Here is a 21,031-nt window from a genome sequence, read left to right as displayed (position 1 = left end):
TTCATATTGAATTCTTATCTGGCGACAGGTAGGTGTTTCAGTATCAACATTTAAAAATATATCACAATGGAAAAATTACCAGATTACAACGACAGAAATGCGCACGAAATAGACTATCGCATTTACGGCGAAGAAATGCAATACGTTGAAATAGAACTCGATCCACAAGAAGCCGTTATCGCAGAATCCGGAAGTTTTATGATGATGGATGACGGCATAAAAATGGATACTATTTTTGGTGACGGTTCTCAAAAAGACACCGGTTTTTTAGGAAAGATATTAGGAGCAGGAAAACGAATTCTTACAGGAGAAAGTTTATTTATGACGGCTTTTTACAATGACCTCATAGGCAAACGAAATGTGTCCTTTGCATCGCCTTATCCAGGGAAAATAATTCCGATTGACTTAATGGAATTTGGTGGAAAATTTATCTGCCAAAAAGATGCATTTCTATGTGCAGCAAAAGGCGTAAGTGTCGGCATTGAGTTTTCTAAAAAACTAGGGCGTGGCCTTTTTGGAGGTGAAGGTTTTATAATGCAAAAGTTAGAAGGTGACGGCATGGCATTTGTACATGCAGGTGGAACTACAGCTGTAAAAACTTTGGCGGCTGGCGAAACCTTACGCGCAGATACAGGCTGTATTATTGGATTTACACAAGGTATTGATTATGACATTGAATTTATTGGAGGTATAAAGAATTCCATCTTTGGAGGTGAAGGGTTATTCTTCGCAAAACTCCAGGGACCAGGAAAAGTGTATATTCAATCCTTACCGTTTAGTAGGTTGGCAGGTCGTGTGTTAGCATCTGTTCCAAGAGGTGGAAAGTCTAAAGGTGAAGGTAGTATACTGGGAGGTATAGGAGATTTGTTGGATGGTGATAATCGGTTTTGAAAAGTGTAACTATTTTTAAATCAATGTTTTGTGCTATAAGAATTGTCTGAAATAATTTATCGACTTTATCGAGTAATCTCAAACTTTTAGCATAATAAGCTGTTAAAATTTATACGAAACAAATTTGAGTTCAAAAAATTTACTACCTTTAGGATTGAATTGAAATAATAGCCTATAGCGAAAATTTACTTTTATCAAACCTAAAACCAAAATTACCTATGGCGAGAGCAATGTACGAGTACACTAAAACTGTCCTCAGCAAAGTGAGTTTTGATGCGACGTTATTTTGTAAGGAAGTGCAAAAAGCAGTAAGACGATTACTGCCTCACGAACTTGAAGAACTTAGAATTTTTATTCAGTCCCTAATCAATCAAAACCCAGAATTGAATCAGTGTTTAATTTATTTAAAAGCATAAAAAAAAAAGCGACTTACGAGTCGCTTTTTTTTTTATTACTATTCAGTAGTTAAAAAGTTATTAGATGTAGGAAATAGAGTTTAATCCCTATACCCTCATTTAGCCTTCGGACTAATAATTTCCACATTCTGAAATGCTATCGCTCCACGAATGATTCCTGAAATTACATCGTGCATGGCATTGATGATTTGCATTTTTAATTCACTTTTGTGATAGATCATACTTACTTCTCTTGCAGGTGAGGGTTCTTTAAAATGTTTTAAATTAGGACTGAACTTTTCGTTCACGTCTAAAGTGTGTAAATAGGGCAGAAGTGTCATGCCCAAACCTTCATTCGATAGTTTTATAAGCGTTTCTATACTCCCACTTTCTAGTTGAAAATGTTCATCCAATTGATCTTTAAATGCTTTACATAAATTGATGACACCATCCCTGAAACAATGACCATCTTCCAACAACAACATGTCATCGATACTTAAATCAGAAACTTCAATAGTTTTTTTATCCTTTAGTCTATGATTTTCGGGAATATAGGCAACAAAAGGTTCGTAATACAAAACACGCTCCTTAATATTATCACTTTCTAAAGGTGTCGCAGCAATAGCTGCATCTAGGTGTCCATCACTAAGTCGGGTTAAAATTTCTTCAGTGGTCAATTCTTCAATCTTCAATTTAACCTTAGGATATTTTTTAATAAAATTATTTAAAAACATCGGCAAAAGCGTTGGCATAACGGTTGGGATAATTCCTAATCGAAATTCACCACCAATGAATCCTTTTTGCTGATCGACAATATCTTGAATCCGATCGGCTTCATTAACAATATTCCGAGCTTGATAGACAATTTTGCGACCAACTTCAGTCAATTCTATTGGTTTTTTACCTCTGTCAAAAATAACAATGTCCAATTCATCTTCCAATTTCTGAATTTGGGTACTTAAAGTGGGCTGTGTGACAAAGCATTTTTCGGCTGCTTTTGTAAAATTTTTATGTTCTGCTATGGCTAAAGCATATTTGAGTTGTGTAATGGTCATAACTATTCATTTAGGCTATAAAAGTATAAAAACTATTCATAAAAACTATACTAATTTTGTCTTATTTAAGTCGTAAATTTGAGTACACAAAAAAAATTAATCATGACATTAAATAGTATAGGTTTAGATACCGAAAAAACACAGGAATTAGCTGATGAATTAAATCAGTTGTTAGCAAATTTTCAATTGTATTATCAAAACTTAAGAGGTATACATTGGAATATCAAAGGGAAAGCATTCTTTAATTTGCACGAAAAATTTGAAGAATTATATACGGATGCAAATGTAAAAGTAGATGAAATCGCTGAGCGTATATTAACACTAGGTGCAACACCGTTGCATACATTTGAAGATTACACAAAAGCGGCTAAAGTACCAGTGGGTAAGAATATCTCTAATGATGGAAAAGCTGTACAACTTATTGTTGATTCTTTAAGTGAATTGTTGAAAATGGAACGCTCTATTTTAGACTCTGCTGGAGATGCAAATGATGAAGGTACCAATGCCATGATGAGTGATTTTATTACTGAGCAAGAAAAGACGGTATGGATGATGAAAGCTTGGTTAGGTGAAACTATTTAAGCTTAGTAAATAAAAAGCAAAATCCCTTCAGTGTCATTAACTGTAGGGATTTCTTTTTTAACATATAAAACTATTAATCACATTCTCGGCTAAGCGTTATTTCATCTCCATTATTTGACTGCAAACTTATCGAACATGGAAGATCGCAACCTATAACTCTCCATTGACCACTTGCTTGTTGTAAATCTGGCCCAGAGAAACTTAATGACAGTATATTTCCAGCTGTTGTGTTTTCTTCTGCTGACCACGTTCCAGAAAATGTTACGCCACTAGACATCCATTGTAAAGTACCATCAGCATTAAAAGTTATTTCATACACACTTAATTCATTTGAATTATTGAATGCACTTACAGCCCAATCTGTATTATCTGTTAATGCAGAAGAAATAGCACTAGGTAGGCAAAGATCATTTCCAGAATTACAAAAGACAAAGTCTGCTTCTGTATAACCATCACAAATTGCATAACAAGCATTATCATAAGAATAAGTATAACTAGAGCCATCTGGCTGTTCTACATTTACACATACAATATCCATTGGTTCGTCTGCACATTCTTCACATTCGTTAGGGTTATTATCATCATAGCAATCATTTAAAATAGCTTCAATTTCTTCTCGCGTATTAATGGTTGTTATATTACCATCGTTTTGCGAAATATCTATCGGATATATAAAGTCGAAATAATAAGAGTTATAGGTTACAGCATCTAATTCTTCTTGAGAATTTATGGTTGCAGTAGTATTTTCGTCAGTAATAATTGATAAAGGGAAAATTAGAGTAAAGCAATCGTTACCATTAGGATTATAATCTCCTTCGCAATCATCTACAAAATCATCTTCTGTAAATCCATCGCAAGCTGCATAACAAGCATTTGGGTAAGTAATAACAAATGTGTTTCCAAAAGGATCTGTAATTTCTACACAAACAGGAGTATAATTTTCAAAGCACTCACAAGGTTCGTTAGTTTCAAAATTACAGGTCTCAATTAAGTTAACAAACTCTTCTTCATTGTTAATAGTTTCAACTTCGATAGCGTTTGTAGTTTCATTATAAACTTCTACATCAAAAGGAAAAGCAATACCATTGATGTATAGTTGATTTGTAGAAGCAAGCATTACATCCACTAAGTCATCTAAGTTATTTACTGTAACTATAGTTCCATTATTATATGAAAGGGTTAAAGGATATACAAAATCAAAACAAAAATCGAAAACAACATTACCGGCTGGATTGTTATTAGCGTTTAGATTACCGTTAAGATCAAATTGTAGACTCAATTGGTCTAGAGTAGCAGTGATAGATTCACTATCTTCAGTGTTTTGCAGATTATCAACAAAAGGCTCATTATTAGTACAGGATGTAAAGATAAAAAGCATCATTACCATACTAAAAATTAGAAGTTTAAAATTTTTCATTTTTGTTTAGAATTTTTTTGGTTAAACTATTTTGTTGAGGTTAATCAGTAGTATTACAACTCGAAAAATAAAAACCCTACTTTTTTCTCAAATTATTTTTTTCATAGTTTTGAACCAATAATTTAAAAGCTAAATGGCTAAAGATAAACCCAACATATGTAATTCTAAAACTTTTGAGTTTGTCTATAATACTTACGCCAAAGATATAAGGCGCTTTCTCTTTTTTAAAACACAGGATATAGCAATTGCAGAGGATATTCTACAAGACACATTTGTAAAACTTTGGGAAAACTGCAAAAAAGTAGATCCTGATAAAGTAAAAAGTTATCTCTATAAAATCGCTAACAATAAATTTATAAATGAAAAGAAGCATGAAAAAGTAGTGAAAAACTTTGAAAAACATAATAAGAAAACCGGTACTAATGAATCTCCAGAATTTATCATGCTCGAAAAAGAATTTATAGAAAAGTTAGAAAGAACTATTGCTAGTTTACCAGAAAAACAAAAAGAAGTCTTTTTATTAAATAGAATTGAAAAAAAGAAATACAAAGAAATTTCTGAAATGCTTAATATTTCTGTAAAAGCTGTAGAAAAACGTATGCATTTAGCATTGATAGTAATGCGAAAAGAAATAGGAAATGTTTAAGCTAAAAAAAAGCCTTAGTAAGTAGGGTTTTTATTTTGTGAGTTGTTTTAACTATAGAACGCAATGAAAGAAAAGAATACACATAGCGATAAAGATGTTTTTTTAGCACAATGGTTAGCAGGCGAAATCTCTGATCAGCGGTTAAAAGAATTAGTTAGTAATGATGATTTTAATGCCTTTTCTAAAATTAGAAAAGGTGTTGAGGTCTATGAACGAATAGAAGCACCTATTGATATGTCTTATTCTAAAATACAAGAACGTATTAATAACAAAAAGCCAAAGGTAAAACCACTCTATACATATTTGTCGATTGGTATTGCAGCTTCCATAATATTTCTATTTGGCCTGTTTACTTTTTTAGGAAATGATGAAGTAATATTCGAAACAGGTTTTGGTGAAACAAAAACAATTGTGCTCTTAGATGGTTCTGAAGTTGTTTTAAATGCTAAATCTAAAATCACTTACAACGAAGATAATTGGGGAAATAATAGAACATTAACATTAGATGGTGAAGCCTATTTTAAAGTTAAGAAAGGCGAAAAGTTTACGGTAAGTACTGATAATGGTTCTGTTATGGTTTTAGGAACTCAGTTTAATGTAAATTCTACTAACGATTTTTTTGATGTGGTTTGCTATGAAGGTAAAGTGGGAGTTAAGACTTTAGAGTCCGATCATATTTTACTTCCAAATAATGGCGTTAGACAAATAAATGGTAACCCAATAGAAACTTCTGTTACCACGTTTATTAAACCTACTTGGATTGATGGCGAAAGCACATTTAAAAGTGTACCAATTAAATATGTAATTACGGCGTTAGAAGATCAATACAATATTAAATTTATTTCAGTTGAAATAGACGATTCTACAATATTCTCGGGCAGTTTTCCACATAATAACCTCAATGTCGCTTTACAAACAGTCTTTGATGCTTTAGATATAACCTACAATGAAAAAGAAAAACGTAACATTAAACTTAGATATTAAAGATGAGGTTAATCTATGTCTTTGTCTTAATGTTACTCCCATTTTTAGACTTTTCTCAAGAAGAGGCTTTTTACATAGAATTTAATGATGAAAACCTCACTGATGCATTTACCAAAGTAGAAGAAACCTATAACGTGCTTTTTTCTTTCAAAAATGATGATATCGTAAAAAAACGAATTTCATTAATTAGGAAGAAAAGAACGCTTTTAGAGGTTTTAGATGCTATAAAAGCGACTACGAATCTCAATTATAAAATATTAAACAATCGCTATATTGTTATCAATCAATTTATAAGTGAAACTATAAATGTAAACGCGTTAGATTTAGTTGTAATTAGTAGTTACTTAACAAAAGGTATAGAAAAAAATAGTGATGGGTCTTATAGGCTATTACCTTCTAAATTAGGAATATTACCAGGTCTTACAGAGCCAGATGTTTTAGAAAGTATCCAATTACTTCCAGGTGTATTAAGTCCTAATGAAACAGCTACAGGTTTTTTTGTAAGAGGTGGAGCCTCAGACCAAAACAGAATCATTTGGGATGGTATAAACATTTATCATAAAGGCCATCTTTTTGGAATGATTTCTCCATTAAACCCAAATGTCACTTCAAATATCAAATTTATAAATAATGGGTCGCATGCAAGATATGGAGAACGATTATCGAGTGTTATAGATATATCTTCGAGTTCTAAAATATCCAATAAGTTAAGAACTGAATTAGGCTTAAATGGCATTAATGGAGATGCTCTAATTGAGTTACCAATTATTAAAGACAAGTTGAATATTCAGGCTTCATTAAGAAGAAGTTATGTTGATGCGTTAGAAACGTTTACTTATAACCAGTTGGCAGATAAAGTCTTTGAAAGTACTAAGATTGATAACTCGGAGAATGGTAATAATGATTTTTCATTTTTAGATTATAATTTTAAGATTAACTATAAACCTAACAACAATAATAGTCTTTATGCTAGCTTTATTTCAATTGACAATCAATTAGATTATACATCTAACGAAACCGATACAAATAAAGAATTTAATGATAGAATTAACACTAAAAATCTGGGCTATGGCATAGGTTGGAGCGTGGATTGGAATACCAAAATAAAACAAACCACAACAGCCTATTTTTCTGATTATAAATTCAACTATAACTTTATTACAACTGAAGATGGTGAGCAAACATCAGATTTTGAAAAAAGAAATACTATCTATGATTCTGGAGTTGCAACCGAAATTAAAATAAATGCCTCTAAAAAAAACAACTATACTTTTGGATATCAATATGCACTAAAAGATGTAGCCTATGCTTTTTTAAATACAACTGACCTATTATTTATATTAGATTCTGAAGAACGCATTGTACAAACTCATAGTATCTATGGACAATACGATTATAAAAACTCTAAACTTTTTGATCTCTCATTCGGATTAAGAAGCACTTATTTCAATGAATTAGATGCAGTAAGATTAGAGCCAAGAATAGTTTTATATAAATCTATTTCCGATAATTTGAAATGGCAAGCTACAGGTGAAATTAAGAACCAAATCATTAGTGAGATTGATGAAACTATTATTAGTGATTTGTCTCTAGAAAATAGAGTATGGAGATTAGCAGATGGAAATCAGTTTCCTATAAGTAATAGTCAACAAGTGTCTACTGGCTTTATCTATACAAAACAAGGATTGAGTATTGATGTAGATACCTATTATAAAAAATTAAAAAATATAACCGCTTTATCTCTTGGTTTTTTAAATCCAGAAAATAGCACATTTAATATAGGACAACAAGATGTTGTAGGACTAGATGCTTTTGTAAAAAAGCGATTTAATGATTTTAATTCATGGTTTAGTTATTCGTATAATCGCTCTAGAAGTCATTTTAATAGTCTTAATGATAACAAGTCCTTTAACTCTAAGTCTAATGTTACGCATGCTATTTCGACTGCTTTAAGCTATAAGGTCGATAATTTACAGGTTGCATTAGGCTGGAAATGGCAAACTGGGAAGCCTTATACCATAGCAGAGCAAGGCAATGATGGTTTAGAATTTAACGATGGTATTAATACAGGCGAATTACCTATTTACCATCGCTTAGACTTTTCATCTACCTATAATTTTAAAATGTCTAGGAGTCATAAGTTAAGAGGAAAAGTAGGCTTGTCTATTAGAAACATTTACAACAGAAAAAATTTAATAAGTAGAGAGTATAGAGGTAACAATAGTTTAGACGATCCTATTGAGCTCATAGAAAAATATTCTATTGGTATAACACCTAATATTATGTTTAGACTTTATTGGTAGTACAAAAAATCCAGCTAATTAGCTGGATTTTTTTGATTGATTGATTGATAAGAGTAATGTCTAAAAGCGAATATTAAGTTCTAAATTTTTGTCTTCTACTTTAAATTTTGCCTCGTCATATTGTGGTGGCCCAAAAGACATAGAGTTATTAGACATACCGTAAGACTCTAACGGCATTCCATTGTCGCTAAAGTCCATTTTGTTATTTTCATTGACATCATGGTAAGCGATTATGGCATATTCACCCGGTTCAACATTTTCAAAAGTAATGGTTACTTTTCCGTCTTTAATTGCAGATTCAGCGCTCATAATGGGCTTGCCTTTCATAAAGGTGTCTGCCGTGTTTAAAGCCATTTTAACGGTTCCTTTGTCGTTGTTTACATTATCGATCGTGACTGTTATCGTTTTTTGGCTATCTTGAGAAAAGCTAACTAATGTTGTAAAAATTAGAGCGAAAGTTAATAGTAAATTTTTCATAATAATGGATTTTAATGGTTAGTGTGTATTACTGTTCTTTTTTGTTGATGGTTCAAATATCTTACAAAAGCTATGGTTTTTATAATTGTAATTACTGAATTGTAATTTTATAGGGATGAGTTGTGTTTTACGTTAGAATTTGGAATCATAAATTGGGGAGTTTGCTCGCAAAGTCGATAAGATGCAAAGAAAGATTTTACGAAAAAAAAATCTCAATAGAATCTTATACATTTGCTGAACAACCTATATTCCAATTCTGTGACTGCCCACTGAAGACTGCCTACTTTTTACAAAAGTCCCCTCGCCTTAATTTCCAAATACTTATTAATAGTATTTATCGTCAAATTTTCTGGTGTTGTTAGAATGGATTGAATGCCGTGTTTTTGAAGTTCGTTTACAATCAACTTCTTTTCATACATGAATTTTTCCGCTATGGTTTTCTGAAAAATATCAAAGGTATTATCGGCTTCAATTTGTGTTAGTTTTTGTAATTCAGTATTTTCAAAAAAGATAACTACCAAAAGGTGATTTTTAGCAATGGCCTTTAAATAAGGTAACTGACGATGTAAGGCATCTAAAGTTTCAAAGTTGGTATAGAGTAGTAGCAGACCACGTTGCGTAAGACTTCGTTTCACATCAATATACAATCTTGAAAAATCAGATTCTGAAAAATCAGTGTTGACATTATATAAGGTTTCTAGAATTTTATTCATTTGCGATGGTCGTCTTTCGGCAACCACTTTGTTTTCAACCTTACGGGAAAAGGTAAACATTCCGGCTTTATCCTGTTTTTTTAAAGCCACATTACTGATGACTAAAGTCGCATTTATCGCATAATCCAAAAGGCTTAGACCATCAAAAGGCATTTTCATGGCTCTACCTTTGTCAATGACCGAGTATATGGGTTGTGAGCGTTCGTCTTGAAACTGATTAACCATCAGTTGATTGCGTTTGGCAGTTGCTTTCCAGTTGATGTTTCTTATATCGTCGCCATTGACATAGTCTTTAATTTGTTCAAATTCCATGGTATGTCCAATACGGCGAATTTTTTTTAAACCATATTCAAATAGTTTGTTGGAAAATGCCAAGAGCATATATTTCCGTAATTGTAAAAACGACGGATAATTTGGTACCATCGCATCCTTGGCGAACTGAAAGCGTCTCATAACCAGACCGATTGGTGAATTGACATAAATATTAAGACTGCCAAAATAATATTCGCCTCGCTCTAATGGTCTTAATGTATAAGTGATTTTCTTTTGATTGTGTTTTTTAAGTTGTGTGTTAATTTCAAAATCGCGCTTTTGATATTGAAATGGCATTTCATCTATTAATTGTAAATCGGCTGTAAAATTATAGTTATTCTGAAGTGAAATTTCAATCGGATTATCGTCGCCATTACTTAATTTTTCTGGTAAAATTCTTGATGCTATTATTCCTTTTTGTTTGAATAATAGAATTAAATCCACAACCACTAAACCAATGGCGATGACAAACAGAATAGTTACAATGCTCAATAAGTCTGGATAAATATAGGCGAGAATGAACAGTGCTACCAAAATCATGGCAACAACAAAAAACCGAAAGGTTAAATACGTATGTTTAAAAAAGCGTTTCACTATCTCGGAATCTCAATGGTTTCAAGGATTTGGTCCACAACCTTATCTACGGTGAAGGCTTCCATTTCACGCTCTGGAGTTAATACCAAGCGGTGTTTTAGTACAGCTTTTGTACAACGTTTAATGTCATCTGGAGTAACAAAATCTCTTCCATTAATGGCTGCATTCGCTTTGGCAGCATTTAAAATGGCAATAGAAGCTCTTGGTGAAGCTCCTAAATATAAGTTGGCATTGGTTCTTGTATTATGAACAATGGAAGCAATGTAATTTAAGAGGTTATCTTCCACCACAATTTGCTTGATGAGGTTTTGATAGTTTTTAATCGATTCTGCTGAAAGTACCGCTTTTATAGTACTGAAATCCATTTGGTCTTGGCGCGAGTGATTATCGACCAAAATTTGAACTTCATCTTCTAATGAAGGATAATCCACTTCAATCTTAAACAAAAAACGATCTAATTGTGCTTCAGGCAAACGGTAAGTACCTTCTTGTTCAATTGGGTTTTGGGTTGCAAAAACCAAAAAAGGTAATTCCATGTCGTAACGGGTGCCATCCATGGTAATTTGACGTTCTGCCATGACTTCGAATAAAGCTGCTTGCGTTTTTGCAGGTGCTCTGTTAATTTCATCAATAAGCACAATGTTAGAGAAAATAGGTCCTTTCTTGTATTCGAATTCACTGTTCTTTACATTAAAAATGGACGTTCCCAAAATATCACTAGGCATTAAATCTGGTGTGAATTGGATACGGCTAAAATCCACGGCCATTGTTTTGGCTAGCATTTTTGCCGTCACGGTTTTTGCAACACCAGGAACACCTTCAATAAGTGAATGGCCATTGGTTAAAATTGAAATAATTAATAGCTCGATCATTTCATTTTGCCCAACGATGAATTTTGCAATTTCACGTTTAATATCTTCAACGCTATTTTGCAGCGGTTGAAGGTCTATTCGGCTTTGGAAACCTTCGGAAACGGGTTCGGTGATTCCTTCTTGAATACCGTTTGAAGGATTTGTGTTGTTCACCACTCTTTCCTCATTTCTAAGTGTATCATCTTGGTGTTCTGATGACGGCGTATTTTCATTTTCCATAATACCTTATGTTCGTTTAAAATGTTCTATTTTTTTATTCAATTCTATGAGCTCTTGCTCGTTGTGCTGTGTTTTCGACTTTAAAAAGACAATGTAATCCACTAAAGCTTTGGTGTCTTCCTTTGAGTTGCTCGATTTGGCCGAGAGTTTATCTATAAAACCAGAATTAAACTGATTGGTTTCCAAATAATAATGACTTCTTACAAACTCTAAAAAGTATTGAATTTTCTTTTCGATAATATTAGTGAAATCACCATGTTGATAATATAGTTCTCCAATTGTTTGGGTAAAATCTACGGTGGCATTTTCGAGTTTGTTGATAACAGGAATAATGCGTTGGGTACGTTTTCCCCTAAAAATAACAAAGAGCATTAACCCAAACATGCTAATGTAAAATGCCCATTTTAATGCCGTATTTGTTAAAATGAAACGCAACGGACTTGTAATGATCTTTCGTCCGCTTTTATAATTGTTATCCCAAATAATTTGCTGTTTTGGCATGTATGACAACACCGTTGCGGCATAATCTTCTTTATCGTCCAATAGATGGTAATTGGTAAAAGCAAATGGATTGGTATGAAGAATAAATTGCCCATAGTTATCACCAACCTCAATTTTAATAAGATTGGGATGGGTTTCGTCTAACTCATCTTCGTTTTTAGTGGTTATGGTTCCTAAAACAGTAGTGCTTAAGGTATCAATGGATTCAAAATAACTGTTTTCAATGACATCTTTGTAAATTCGGTTATTGGCTTGTAAGCTTGGACTTGTAAATTTAGTATCTGCTTCTTTCCGATAGAGGTTGGTGTATTGGCGCTGTACACTTACGTTTAAAGTATCTAAAACATCGCCATATAAATACGTACTACTGATAAAAACGGTATTGCCATCTTCAACAAATTTCATCAGTGTTCTGGACTCTTCTTTATCGAAATTAATATGGTCATTAATAAAAATCACGGATTTAGGTTCTGAAAACGTTTCATCTTTCAGATATTCATAAATCGATTTTTCAGCGACCAGAACTTCGCCTTCAGAAAAGGTTTCCAATTCATTAAAAAGCACGTAACAGCCCAATGGAATTTTATCCATTGCAGAATACGAATTTCGCCAGTTTAAGGCTTTTGGTTTGGTAACTTCGGCGATCATCATAAAAACAATCACAGCACCAATAATATAGAGCGCAATTTTAGAACGCTTATCCATACTGGGTTGTTTTTATGAGTTGGTTAAAATCGGCTTTGTTTTTATTAAAGCGCGCTTCGTCTATTGGAAATTCCCCATACCATACGTAATCGTATATATAAGATACACGCTTAAATAAGGTTTTGAGTTGACCATCCTTTATTTCATTTAAATAATCTGTATTTGTCTTTTCGTAATGCCATTCAATGAATTGCTTATTGGCTAGGGATTTTAATGATTTAAGATACAAATACCGTGTTGCCAATCTGTAATTATTGTCTTTTAAGGCTTTTGAAATCAGTTTGTCAAAATCAATTTGTTCTATGTTTTCTTCTACATAACTAAACCCTTCAATAGCTGCAGTTTCAGTTTTAAAAACAGAGCTAACCGGATTTTCCAACAGGAATTTAATTAAAAGGTACAAAACGATAATTCCTAATAATCCATAGACGATATATTCTAAGGTTTGGTAATCGACAAAGTCAATATCGAAGCCAAAAATATCGCCCAACCAATTAAAGAATTTCCTGAGAATGCGTTGCATGAGGTTGATGCCTCCTGTATCATTTATGGAATAGTTGAATTCATCGCCAGAATAGTTGTCTTTAAAGTTATCTTTAAAATAGGTGACATCGAGATTAGACGAGTCTTTTTTGACAATTGCATGTTGAGCCCCAATAAAAGTGGAACTGAAAGCCGTCATTAAAAATGAGTTGATATGTTTGAGTTGAAACTTACTCATTAATACCAATTTGATCGATTTTCTTTTGCAGAAAAAGATTGTATTTCATTTCATTGAGATTGTAGTATAGAATACCATAGGATATCTGCGATAAGGCCTGTGCATAAATAAACGATAATAAAAATGCAGCAAAACCAATTGTGAATACTAAAGTTGCAAAAGTGCTAGTAGCTATATCGACATTGCTTTCCACGGAAAAATAAACATAGATACCAATAATAACACTGGGAATTGAAATGATTAAAACGGTAATCATGGTATTTAGGATACCAATGACCAATCCATATAATACGACGCGCCAGAAATTTGACATGGTAAAACTGAATCCTTCGGAAAGCGCATCTCCAACATTTTTACTGGTTGAAAAAATAGCCATGAAAGTTAATCCAAAAATGGCATTCAAGGTAAAGTTTAAACCGTATTGAGCTAACATGCCCAGCAATGGAATAAAAGCTAACATCATAGAAATGATTATATAAGCTACCGCCATCAATCCACCAATGAGAATAAAAACGACAATGGTTCCGAGGTTATTTAATATGCTTTTCCAAATCCGTTTGGACTCTATTTCTCCATTATGTTTAACATAATCGGCAATATAGGCGCTAGAAAAGCTATAGTTGATCAATGCCGTTACAAACACAATTAAAATAAGAATAATTACACCAGCAATAAAATAGCTTTCCGTGGCAACATTAGAACCCATGCCAAACCTAAAATCCTGACTGGCCAAGCCCATAAATCCTGTAACTAAAAGGTATGAGCATATCAAGGTAAGAACAATGCTAACAGCATTATATCTGAGATAAAGATTAGTGTAGGCTTTAAAATTATGTTTCAGGAATAAAAAGTAGGTATTTATAATATCGCCAAACGTACTTCTTGTTCTTAATTCAATATACTTTTCGTTCACGTCAATAAGGATTTGGGATGCGTTTGTGATGTGGCTTCAAGCGGTTTTATATGACTTGCTTTATTCAGCGCAATCGGATAAATGATATAGTAATAAACAATTAAAAATAATGATAAAAATATAATGCCATACGCTAAAAACCAAGGCATTTGTTCGCCATAGCGGGTTATAAATCCTTCGATAAAACCTGCAACAATAAAGAATGGAATAGTGCTCACCACAATTTTCAATCCGTCTTTTGCACCTTTCATAAATGCAACACGTCTGGAATAGGTTTTAGGAAATAAAAAGCTGTTTCCCATAACCAAACCAGCACAACCAGCAATAACTATGACTGAAATTTCAATCGTTCCATGTAGCCAAACCGTTGAGGTTTTTTCTAAAATACCGTAATTATAAAAGAAGGTAATAAATGCACCTAACATTATACCATTACTAAAAAGCACATAAATAGTTCCAACGCTAAAAATAGCGCCACAGGCAAAAGCGATAATGGCAACTCTAATATTATTGATGGTAATTCCTAAGAAGGTTCCAACTTGACTTCCGCTTTTATAAACAGCCATGGGTTCGCCCTTTTCAATGTTTTCCAAGGTCATGTTGACATAACCATCGCCTAAAATTAAGCGAATAAACGAATCGTCATTCAGTGTAGAAACAGCACCAATGGTTACCGCTGCCATAAAAATCAAAAAGGCGTAAAGCAAGGTTTTATGATACTGATAAAAAAATAATGGAAACTCGTCAAGCCAGAACGACACAATTTTATTTTTAGACTCTTTTTTGGTAATATAAATCTTTTGATGTGCTTGTGAAGCCAACGAATTTAAGTACAGCAAAGTCTTACTCCCAGGGTAATACGTTTGAGCATAAGACAAGTCGTTGGTAAGTTGTATATAGTAAGAAGCTAGATCATCAGGATTTATTTTCGCATTATTCTCCAATGCGTTTTCAAAACCAATCCATTTTTCCTTATTTTGCTTCACGAAAGACGCTTCGCGCATAAATTGTTTTAAATTAGAAACGAATATACATTTCAATGGGCAAATTAGCAATTAACACGGCACAAAATGTCAACTTAGATTACAAGTTAATTGGTTTGGGTGAACGAATGGTCGCATTCTTGATCGATGGGATTATTTTAATCACCTATATGACCATCATTGAAAACCTTGTTTCAGTTTCTGAAATTTTTGATGCAGATAGTTGGACAAGACGTGGCTTTTTAGGCTTGCTCACCTTACCAGCTCTTTTTTATTCGGTCATTTGCCATATTCTTTTTGGAGGACAGACCATCGGAAAAATGATATTGAAAATAAAAGTGGTAAGCATAGATGGTTCGCCAACACAATGGTATAACTTCTTTGTGCGTTGGATGCTCCGGATTGTTGATTTGTGGATTTTTTCGCCATCAATAGGTGTTTTAAGTATTTTGTTATCCGATAAAAAGCAACGTATTGGTGATGCAGCTGCGGGAACTGTGGTTATAAGTGTAAAGAAAAAGCACAAAATTACAAGTACTATTCTTGAAGATTTAAACGACGATTACGAACCTGTTTTTAATAACGTTACCCAATTAACCGACAAAGATGTAAGGATTATAAAAGAGGCGTTTACCATTTCGAAAAAGAATAATGATTTTAAAACCTTAACCATTTTAAAAAATAAGATTTGCGATACGTTGCAGATTGAATCGAAGTTGTATGATGTGCAGTTTATAGACACCATTCTTAAAGATTATAATTATTATACTCAAAATATGTAAGCAGAGAACAACTTTTTCTTTTTCAGAAAAAGTTAGCGAATCGCTTATACTGAGCGAAGCCGAAGTTTCTAAGAGAACCAAATTCCTGCGAAAGCAGGAATCCCAAGTATCGAATAGATTTCATATTAAGTACGGGTGACAAAAAAATAACACTAATAAACAACCATGTTTTTCCAAATCATAGACATATTAGGAACCATAGCTTTCGCCATTTCAGGGGCATTAGTAGCCATGAACAAACGCATGGATCCGTTTGGTGTGCTGATTATTGCTTTTGTGACTGCGGTTGGTGGTGGAACGTTGCGTGATGTTATGATTGGCGTTGAACCTGTTTCATGGATGAGAAACATGACCTTTGTATATGTTATTATCGGGTCTGCTGTTTTCGCTGTTGTTTTTAAAAAGCGCATTAATTACCTTAGGAAGTCCCTGTTTTTATTCGATACCATTGGTATTTCACTTTATACCGTTGTTGGTATTGAAACTGGACTTGTTGCAGGTTTACATCCTTTAATCTGTATTGCGTTAGGTACTATGACGGCTTGTTTTGGTGGTGTGATTAGAGATATTTTGTGTAACGAAATTCCTGTTATTTTCAGAAAAGAGATTTATGCAACGGCTTGTATTTTAGGAGGCGTTACTTATTTTTTACTGTTGCAATTTTTTGAGGATAGAAACTATTTGTTTGTTCTTGTCGCGATCGTGGTTATTACGATTCGTTTGATTGCGGTACGCTTTAAAATTAGTTTACCTAGTTTATATAGGAAAGAGGAATGAGGGATTAGGCATTTGATCTGAGAAATTAGGCTGAATTTATTTCAATAAGCGTTCTATTTTATTTTGTCGGACTTCATAAATTAGAAATGCATTTTCATGCCTTCATGAGTCGCTTTAAATCCTAAATCTTCATAAAATTGAATAGCTTTTGGTCTTTTTTTGTCAGTGGTTAATTGCAGTAAATGTGCTTTTCGTTCTTTGGCTCTATTTATGGCCCACTCAAACAATGTTTTCCCAATGCCAAGCCCTCGTTTGTCTTTTCTAATTCTTACCGCTTCAATTTGTGCTCTAATTCCACCTCTATAGGTGAGGTATTGAATAAAGGATAATTGAAGTGTACCAATAATTTCAGCATTTTCGTTTTCTACAACTATGAGTTCTTGGTTGTCGTCTGCGTTTATATTTTCAAAGGCTATGAGATATTCTTCTGGTAATGGATTTTTGAAATTTTCCCTTTGTTTCCCAAGTTCATCATCAGCAATCATTGCTACAATGTATGAGATATCGTTTTTTGTTGCTTTTCTGACGGTCATGGTTGGGAATGGATGAAAATTAGTTTGATTTAATTACGGTTAACATTAACATCATTGGTTTGAATCATTTTGTCTCAGTATAAGTTTTTCAACTTTATTCACTTGGCGTTCTAAATAATTGGGAGCAGGGAAACGTATTCCCAGAAAAAGATGATAGTTAACTCTAGTTTCAGAATTCCTCCCAGTGGTGTTTTCTTGTTTAAATTCAGTTCCCGAAATTGTTGAATAAATTCCAGTATAAAAACGCTTACCATTATAACCTAAACCAATTCTGCCATCCCAACGAAATATAAAATTGTCCTGATTAGTAATTGCATCTCCATCAGTTAGTCTTGTAGTCAGCTTCGTGTTTAAATAACCTATTCGCGCAAGTAAACCCAATGAGAAATAGAACTTCTCTCTACTGACAAATGTATGCACATAGCCAGGCCCAATACTAGCTTCACTATTATTTGATTTTTGAGTGTTTATATCTGATGACTTGTCATTGATTTTAAAGTAGCGTAAATTAATAGACGGGATGAAACTTCCCGCACTTTTTAACTGGCGTTCGGTTTGAGAAGTTAAACTCTTAAATGAAAATTTTGAGTTACTGGAATATCCTGTTGTTATGGCGAATCCATTATAGCTTAAATCAGGAAACTGAATATAGGGATCACCTTCCGAACGAGTTATAAAATCATTTGAATTCTTAAGGTAGTAGCCTTTTACTTTGGAATAAGAAAGGTCGGTAAACCAATGTTTAAAAATTAATGAGGTACTTAACTCAAATGATTTTGTTTTCCCTCTTAAACTCTCATCTCCATTTCCTGGTAAAAAATCGGGTGTAAATTGAAACCCAAATGAAATAAATTTATAATTAACGTTTAAACGAAGATTCGCAGCAGTATTTGGGTAAAGAATGACTTTAGTATTTTCCGTCCTTACTTCAAATATTTCATATGCATTGTTTAATGACACATCGATTCCGATCTTATCTGTTTTTTCAATCCATCCATCTTCAATTTTTAGACTAAGACTATCTTTCGTTTGTGCCCAAAGAGAAATGAACGTAAAGGTTGAGACTATTACTGTAAGTTTGGTATGTCTTGTGATCGCTTTTCTGTTCATTTATTTCAGTATTTAAACTAATGTAAACATCTTTGGCCTCGAGTAGTCTTTAAGGCAATTACCTATGGTCATAGTGAGTTGTTGTATTTAATAGTCATAAAATTCCTTTACCGTGAAATTCAATTCATTTTGTTTAGGTCTTATTATAGCGTTTAAATAGTATCTATGAAAAAAACCGTTTAGCACAACTATTTTCTTGCCTTTATATTCTCTGATAAAATGGAAAATATTATTAGCCATTGTTTGATTGCGTAAATCCCAAAATTCAGCCGCTTTTTTATAGCCTTCTAAATAACAGATACTATCTCCAGTATGCTTAATGTAATAGGTGTTTTGAAAAATTGGATAGTTTCGCATGATATCCAGAAGCTTTTTGTACTGATAGCCTTGTCTTTTTTGAGCTATTCTATCCGTTTTCAAACTATTAAAAGAATTTGCTCCTAGATATGCCCTTGAAATTAGGCTATCGTTGACCCTAAGATAATCATTATAGGTTTTTTCATCCAATGGACTTAATAAGTTATTACTATATAGACTATCTAGCAATTGGGTTGCTTTGTTGTCTGTAGGTCGTGATCCTATTTTTATTCTGTATTTATTTCTTCCAGTGAATTCATAGGGTCTAATATCTACTTCAAAGTTGTTCATATACCTTATGGTCGCTACATTTTCGTTACTATCCCAAGTTTTCTTGAATTCAAACGCTTTGGTGAAAAAGGATGAATCCACTTCGAAAAGAATTAAATCGGGTTTTATCTTAGTTAAAATATTATAAAGACTGTCTGCATTGAAATTTTCAACCGGATCGTGAACTGTACCAAGAAGCACTAATTCAGCTCTATTAGTTGTGCAATTGTAATAAACCGCACAGATTAAAATAAAGTGGAAGTATTTTCTCATTTAAATGAGTTATTAATGTTGCTATCAACGTATTTTTATGATTAAGTTGTTTGTTTCAACAACTAAGTTAGCAATTAGAAACCAAATAGAAAATCCCTAAGATTTTTTCTAAGTAGTCTACAACCAGGAAATTAAGTATGAACAGTTTTGCTCATAGTGCTTTATTCATTCCATTTTGTAATTCCATCCAGTTTTAAACCCGCAACAAGCTAAAAAAATCAGCAATATTAACTGGGTGTAAAAAATAACGCTCAACATAATTCTTAGATTATTTTCTTTTGGTTCCATTTCGGGTACAATTTCTCCAGGCCTTAGAGGTGGATAAATTCTCCAGCTAGTGCTTTTTATAATGAAAGTTTCCAAAAAAAAATCAATTCCGATTAAAACTACAACCATAAGTATTGTCGAAATCATTTAAATCAGATTTGCAGTCAAGTTTTTAAAATTCCTGCGCCATACCCTAACCAAATAGATTCCGAAAAACACCAAAACTCCGTGTAATAGAATGAAATTTAAATTCGCAATGACGAAATATGTATCGTGAATATTTATATCAAGTGTTGAGTCAGCTTTTAAACTATCTATTTCGAAAATCAGAGTGTTCAAAATCAGGAATAGAATAATTGTTCCAATCAACCAAATATTTCTTTTTTTCTCAAGGTTCTAATTTAGATTACGGTTTTTGTACATTTTGCAAAACGTTCATGGGTTGTGTTGTAAAATATTTTTTTATAGGGATGCTTCAATGGTGTGTTAAAATGTTTATAAACGACTAACATTATATCGTTTTATAATGCGTAAATTTTTTTAAAAATAGATAAGTTACTTTTCCCATTTAGTTTAAGGGTGAAGTTTAACTCTAACAAGATTTTCAATTGGAGAAACTAAAGAGCCAAATTGATTAAAAATAGCAACGTCGGCAGCATCACGACCAAAGCCAAGAACCACATAGCCTCCTGGAGAGCCTACTTGAGTGGCATCAAAAGTATACCAACGGTTACCAATATAGGCCTCAAACCAAGCATGCATATCCATTGGTTCCAAATTGTGTAAATAACCAACAACAATACGTGCTGGGATGCTTAAACTACGGCAAAGCGCAATACCTAAATGGGCCAAATCCCTACAAACACCAAACTGTCTATTTTTAACTTGAACGGCTGACAAGGGTTGATTATTACTGCCTGGCAGATACTCAATGTTTTCGTGCAACCAATTTGTAATTGCTGAAACTTGGTTGTAGCCCATGAATTGGCCTTTGGTAATAGCTGTACTCATTTCATTAAAAAGATCAGACTCGCAGTATCTACTCGGTAAAAGATAACTTAGCACGGCGTCTGGTAAATTCTGGATTTCAATAAATGGTTCGCCAAAGCCTTGATCTATAAAATTAGAGGTTACAACATCTGAAGACGTAGAAATTGAGAACATTCCAGGTTGGGCAATTAATCGTTGACACAGATTGCCATAATTGTCCGTAAATTCAAAAACCGGTGTACTTGGTGTAATTTTATATTCCTCTCTTTCTACCCATTGTTGGCTACCACTACGCGGCCTTAACATAAAAATAAATGGGGTTGGCTCAAAAATCTCAAACTTTAAATCACAGCTCGTACGTAAACGCATATATCATTTTTTAAGATTAT

21 protein-coding genes are annotated in these 21,031 nt (G+C 33.1%); 8 read left to right on the top strand and 13 right to left on the bottom strand.

Features of this window, described 5'->3' with window-relative positions; translation table 11 throughout:
• Positions 1-66: 66 nt before the first annotated feature.
• Together HM990_RS11705 and HM990_RS19850 are read left to right on the top strand one after the other, a co-directional pair.
• Positions 67-891, top strand: a complete 825-nt coding sequence (locus tag HM990_RS11705; RefSeq protein ID WP_178989114.1) for a TIGR00266 family protein — start codon at positions 67-69, stop codon at positions 889-891.
• Between the two features lie 218 nt (positions 892-1,109).
• A complete protein-coding gene (locus tag HM990_RS19850) occupies positions 1,110-1,307 on the top strand; it encodes a hypothetical protein (protein ID WP_229719255.1) in 198 nt (65 codons plus the stop codon).
• Between the two features lie 95 nt (positions 1,308-1,402).
• Here the strand turns inward: HM990_RS19850 and HM990_RS11700 are convergent, their stop codons facing one another.
• Positions 1,403-2,341, bottom strand: a complete 939-nt coding sequence (locus tag HM990_RS11700) for a LysR substrate-binding domain-containing protein (RefSeq protein WP_178989113.1) — start codon at positions 2,339-2,341, stop codon at positions 1,403-1,405.
• 102 nt (positions 2,342-2,443) lie between these two features.
• Here HM990_RS11700 and HM990_RS11695 point away from each other — a divergent pair, with 102 nt between their 5' ends.
• Positions 2,444-2,923 (top strand): Dps family protein, encoded by a 480-nt coding sequence (locus tag HM990_RS11695; protein ID WP_178989112.1) that lies wholly within the window; start codon positions 2,444-2,446, stop codon positions 2,921-2,923.
• A gap of 73 nt (positions 2,924-2,996) precedes the next feature.
• Here the strand turns inward: HM990_RS11695 and HM990_RS11690 are convergent, their stop codons facing one another.
• Positions 2,997-4,340 (bottom strand): hypothetical protein, encoded by a 1,344-nt coding sequence (locus tag HM990_RS11690; protein WP_178989111.1) that lies wholly within the window; start codon positions 4,338-4,340, stop codon positions 2,997-2,999.
• Between the two features lie 133 nt (positions 4,341-4,473).
• Here HM990_RS11690 and HM990_RS11685 point away from each other — a divergent pair, with 133 nt between their 5' ends.
• From HM990_RS11685 to HM990_RS11675, 3 genes are all read left to right on the top strand, one after another.
• On the top strand, positions 4,474-4,986 hold the full coding sequence (locus tag HM990_RS11685; RefSeq protein ID WP_178989110.1) for an RNA polymerase sigma factor: 513 nt from the start codon (positions 4,474-4,476) through the stop codon (positions 4,984-4,986).
• Between the two features lie 63 nt (positions 4,987-5,049).
• A complete protein-coding gene (locus HM990_RS11680; RefSeq protein ID WP_178989109.1) occupies positions 5,050-5,970 on the top strand; it encodes a FecR family protein in 921 nt (306 codons plus the stop codon).
• A gap of 2 nt (positions 5,971-5,972) precedes the next feature.
• Positions 5,973-8,273, top strand: a complete 2,301-nt coding sequence (locus HM990_RS11675; RefSeq protein ID WP_178989108.1) for a TonB-dependent receptor domain-containing protein — start codon at positions 5,973-5,975, stop codon at positions 8,271-8,273.
• A gap of 60 nt (positions 8,274-8,333) precedes the next feature.
• Here the strand turns inward: HM990_RS11675 and HM990_RS11670 are convergent, their stop codons facing one another.
• From HM990_RS11670 to HM990_RS11640, 7 genes are all read right to left on the bottom strand, one after another.
• Positions 8,334-8,750 (bottom strand): DUF2141 domain-containing protein, encoded by a 417-nt coding sequence (locus HM990_RS11670; protein ID WP_178989107.1) that lies wholly within the window; start codon positions 8,748-8,750, stop codon positions 8,334-8,336.
• 287 nt (positions 8,751-9,037) lie between these two features.
• Positions 9,038-10,369, bottom strand: coding sequence for a DUF58 domain-containing protein (locus HM990_RS11665; protein WP_229719254.1), 1,332 nt, complete (start codon positions 10,367-10,369; stop codon positions 9,038-9,040).
• Entirely contained in the window at positions 10,369-11,460 is a 1,092-nt protein-coding gene (locus HM990_RS11660; RefSeq protein ID WP_178989106.1) for an AAA family ATPase, read from the bottom strand. The genes HM990_RS11665 and HM990_RS11660 overlap by 1 nt, the downstream gene beginning before the upstream one ends.
• Positions 11,461-11,466: 6 nt before the next feature.
• Positions 11,467-12,666 (bottom strand): DUF4350 domain-containing protein, encoded by a 1,200-nt coding sequence (locus HM990_RS11655; protein ID WP_178989105.1) that lies wholly within the window; start codon positions 12,664-12,666, stop codon positions 11,467-11,469.
• Complete coding sequence (locus HM990_RS11650; protein ID WP_178989104.1) at positions 12,659-13,387, bottom strand: hypothetical protein; 729 nt, start codon at positions 13,385-13,387, stop codon at positions 12,659-12,661. The genes HM990_RS11655 and HM990_RS11650 overlap by 8 nt, the downstream gene beginning before the upstream one ends.
• Entirely contained in the window at positions 13,380-14,300 is a 921-nt protein-coding gene (locus HM990_RS11645; RefSeq protein WP_178989103.1) for a hypothetical protein, read from the bottom strand. Before HM990_RS11645 ends, HM990_RS11650 begins: the two co-directional genes overlap by 8 nt.
• Positions 14,297-15,304 (bottom strand): stage II sporulation protein M, encoded by a 1,008-nt coding sequence (locus HM990_RS11640; protein WP_178989102.1) that lies wholly within the window; start codon positions 15,302-15,304, stop codon positions 14,297-14,299. Before HM990_RS11640 ends, HM990_RS11645 begins: the two co-directional genes overlap by 4 nt.
• 35 nt (positions 15,305-15,339) lie before the next feature.
• Between HM990_RS11640 and HM990_RS11635 the strand changes: the two genes are divergently transcribed.
• The gene (locus HM990_RS11635) at positions 15,340-16,065 is read left to right on the top strand and encodes an RDD family protein (RefSeq protein ID WP_178989101.1); all 726 of its coding nucleotides are present in this window, start codon (positions 15,340-15,342) and stop codon (positions 16,063-16,065) included.
• A 165-nt stretch (positions 16,066-16,230) separates the two neighbouring features.
• The gene (locus tag HM990_RS11630) at positions 16,231-16,842 is read left to right on the top strand and encodes a trimeric intracellular cation channel family protein (RefSeq protein ID WP_178989100.1); all 612 of its coding nucleotides are present in this window, start codon (positions 16,231-16,233) and stop codon (positions 16,840-16,842) included.
• 80 nt (positions 16,843-16,922) lie between these two features.
• Here HM990_RS11630 and HM990_RS11625 read toward each other — a convergent pair whose 3' ends face one another.
• The 4 genes from HM990_RS11625 to HM990_RS11610 form a co-directional block, all read right to left on the bottom strand.
• A complete protein-coding gene (locus HM990_RS11625; RefSeq protein WP_178989099.1) occupies positions 16,923-17,375 on the bottom strand; it encodes a GNAT family N-acetyltransferase in 453 nt (150 codons plus the stop codon).
• 51 nt (positions 17,376-17,426) lie between these two features.
• Positions 17,427-18,485, bottom strand: coding sequence for a DUF4421 family protein (locus HM990_RS11620; RefSeq protein WP_178989098.1), 1,059 nt, complete (start codon positions 18,483-18,485; stop codon positions 17,427-17,429).
• Between the two features lie 87 nt (positions 18,486-18,572).
• Positions 18,573-19,385, bottom strand: coding sequence for a hypothetical protein (locus HM990_RS11615; protein ID WP_178989097.1), 813 nt, complete (start codon positions 19,383-19,385; stop codon positions 18,573-18,575).
• A gap of 840 nt (positions 19,386-20,225) precedes the next feature.
• Entirely contained in the window at positions 20,226-21,011 is a 786-nt protein-coding gene (locus HM990_RS11610) for a transglutaminase domain-containing protein (RefSeq protein WP_178989096.1), read from the bottom strand.
• Between the last annotated feature and the right edge of the window lie 20 nt (positions 21,012-21,031).

Source organism: Winogradskyella schleiferi, from assembly GCF_013394655.1.
GTDB classification, from domain to species: Bacteria; Bacteroidota; Bacteroidia; order Flavobacteriales; family Flavobacteriaceae; genus Winogradskyella; species Winogradskyella schleiferi.
The sequence above is the reverse complement of the archived record's forward strand: the minus strand, read 5'-3'. Positions and strand labels throughout refer to the sequence as shown.

What these genes read in the sequence shown, in the direction of transcription:
- HM990_RS11705 (WP_178989114.1), top strand. Translation starts at nt 67, where the DNA reads ATGGAAAAATTACCAGATTACAACGACAGAAATGCGCACGAAATAGAC.
- HM990_RS19850 (WP_229719255.1), top strand. Translation starts at nt 1,110, where the DNA reads ATGGCGAGAGCAATGTACGAGTACACTAAAACTGTCCTCAGCAAAGTG.
- HM990_RS11700 (WP_178989113.1), bottom strand. Translation starts at nt 2,341, where the DNA reads ATGACCATTACACAACTCAAATATGCTTTAGCCATAGCAGAACATAAA.
- HM990_RS11695 (WP_178989112.1), top strand. Translation starts at nt 2,444, where the DNA reads ATGACATTAAATAGTATAGGTTTAGATACCGAAAAAACACAGGAATTA.
- HM990_RS11690 (WP_178989111.1), bottom strand. Translation starts at nt 4,340, where the DNA reads ATGAAAAATTTTAAACTTCTAATTTTTAGTATGGTAATGATGCTTTTT.
- HM990_RS11685 (WP_178989110.1), top strand. Translation starts at nt 4,474, where the DNA reads ATGGCTAAAGATAAACCCAACATATGTAATTCTAAAACTTTTGAGTTT.
- HM990_RS11680 (WP_178989109.1), top strand. Translation starts at nt 5,050, where the DNA reads ATGAAAGAAAAGAATACACATAGCGATAAAGATGTTTTTTTAGCACAA.
- HM990_RS11675 (WP_178989108.1), top strand. Translation starts at nt 5,973, where the DNA reads ATGAGGTTAATCTATGTCTTTGTCTTAATGTTACTCCCATTTTTAGAC.
- HM990_RS11670 (WP_178989107.1), bottom strand. Translation starts at nt 8,750, where the DNA reads ATGAAAAATTTACTATTAACTTTCGCTCTAATTTTTACAACATTAGTT.
- HM990_RS11660 (WP_178989106.1), bottom strand. Translation starts at nt 11,460, where the DNA reads ATGGAAAATGAAAATACGCCGTCATCAGAACACCAAGATGATACACTT.
- HM990_RS11655 (WP_178989105.1), bottom strand. Translation starts at nt 12,666, where the DNA reads ATGGATAAGCGTTCTAAAATTGCGCTCTATATTATTGGTGCTGTGATT.
- HM990_RS11650 (WP_178989104.1), bottom strand. Translation starts at nt 13,387, where the DNA reads ATGAGTAAGTTTCAACTCAAACATATCAACTCATTTTTAATGACGGCT.
- HM990_RS11640 (WP_178989102.1), bottom strand. Translation starts at nt 15,304, where the DNA reads ATGCGCGAAGCGTCTTTCGTGAAGCAAAATAAGGAAAAATGGATTGGT.
- HM990_RS11635 (WP_178989101.1), top strand. Translation starts at nt 15,340, where the DNA reads ATGGGCAAATTAGCAATTAACACGGCACAAAATGTCAACTTAGATTAC.
- HM990_RS11630 (WP_178989100.1), top strand. Translation starts at nt 16,231, where the DNA reads ATGTTTTTCCAAATCATAGACATATTAGGAACCATAGCTTTCGCCATT.
- HM990_RS11625 (WP_178989099.1), bottom strand. Translation starts at nt 17,375, where the DNA reads ATGACCGTCAGAAAAGCAACAAAAAACGATATCTCATACATTGTAGCA.
- HM990_RS11620 (WP_178989098.1), bottom strand. Translation starts at nt 18,485, where the DNA reads ATGAACAGAAAAGCGATCACAAGACATACCAAACTTACAGTAATAGTC.
- HM990_RS11615 (WP_178989097.1), bottom strand. Translation starts at nt 19,385, where the DNA reads ATGAGAAAATACTTCCACTTTATTTTAATCTGTGCGGTTTATTACAAT.
- HM990_RS11610 (WP_178989096.1), bottom strand. Translation starts at nt 21,011, where the DNA reads ATGCGTTTACGTACGAGCTGTGATTTAAAGTTTGAGATTTTTGAGCCA.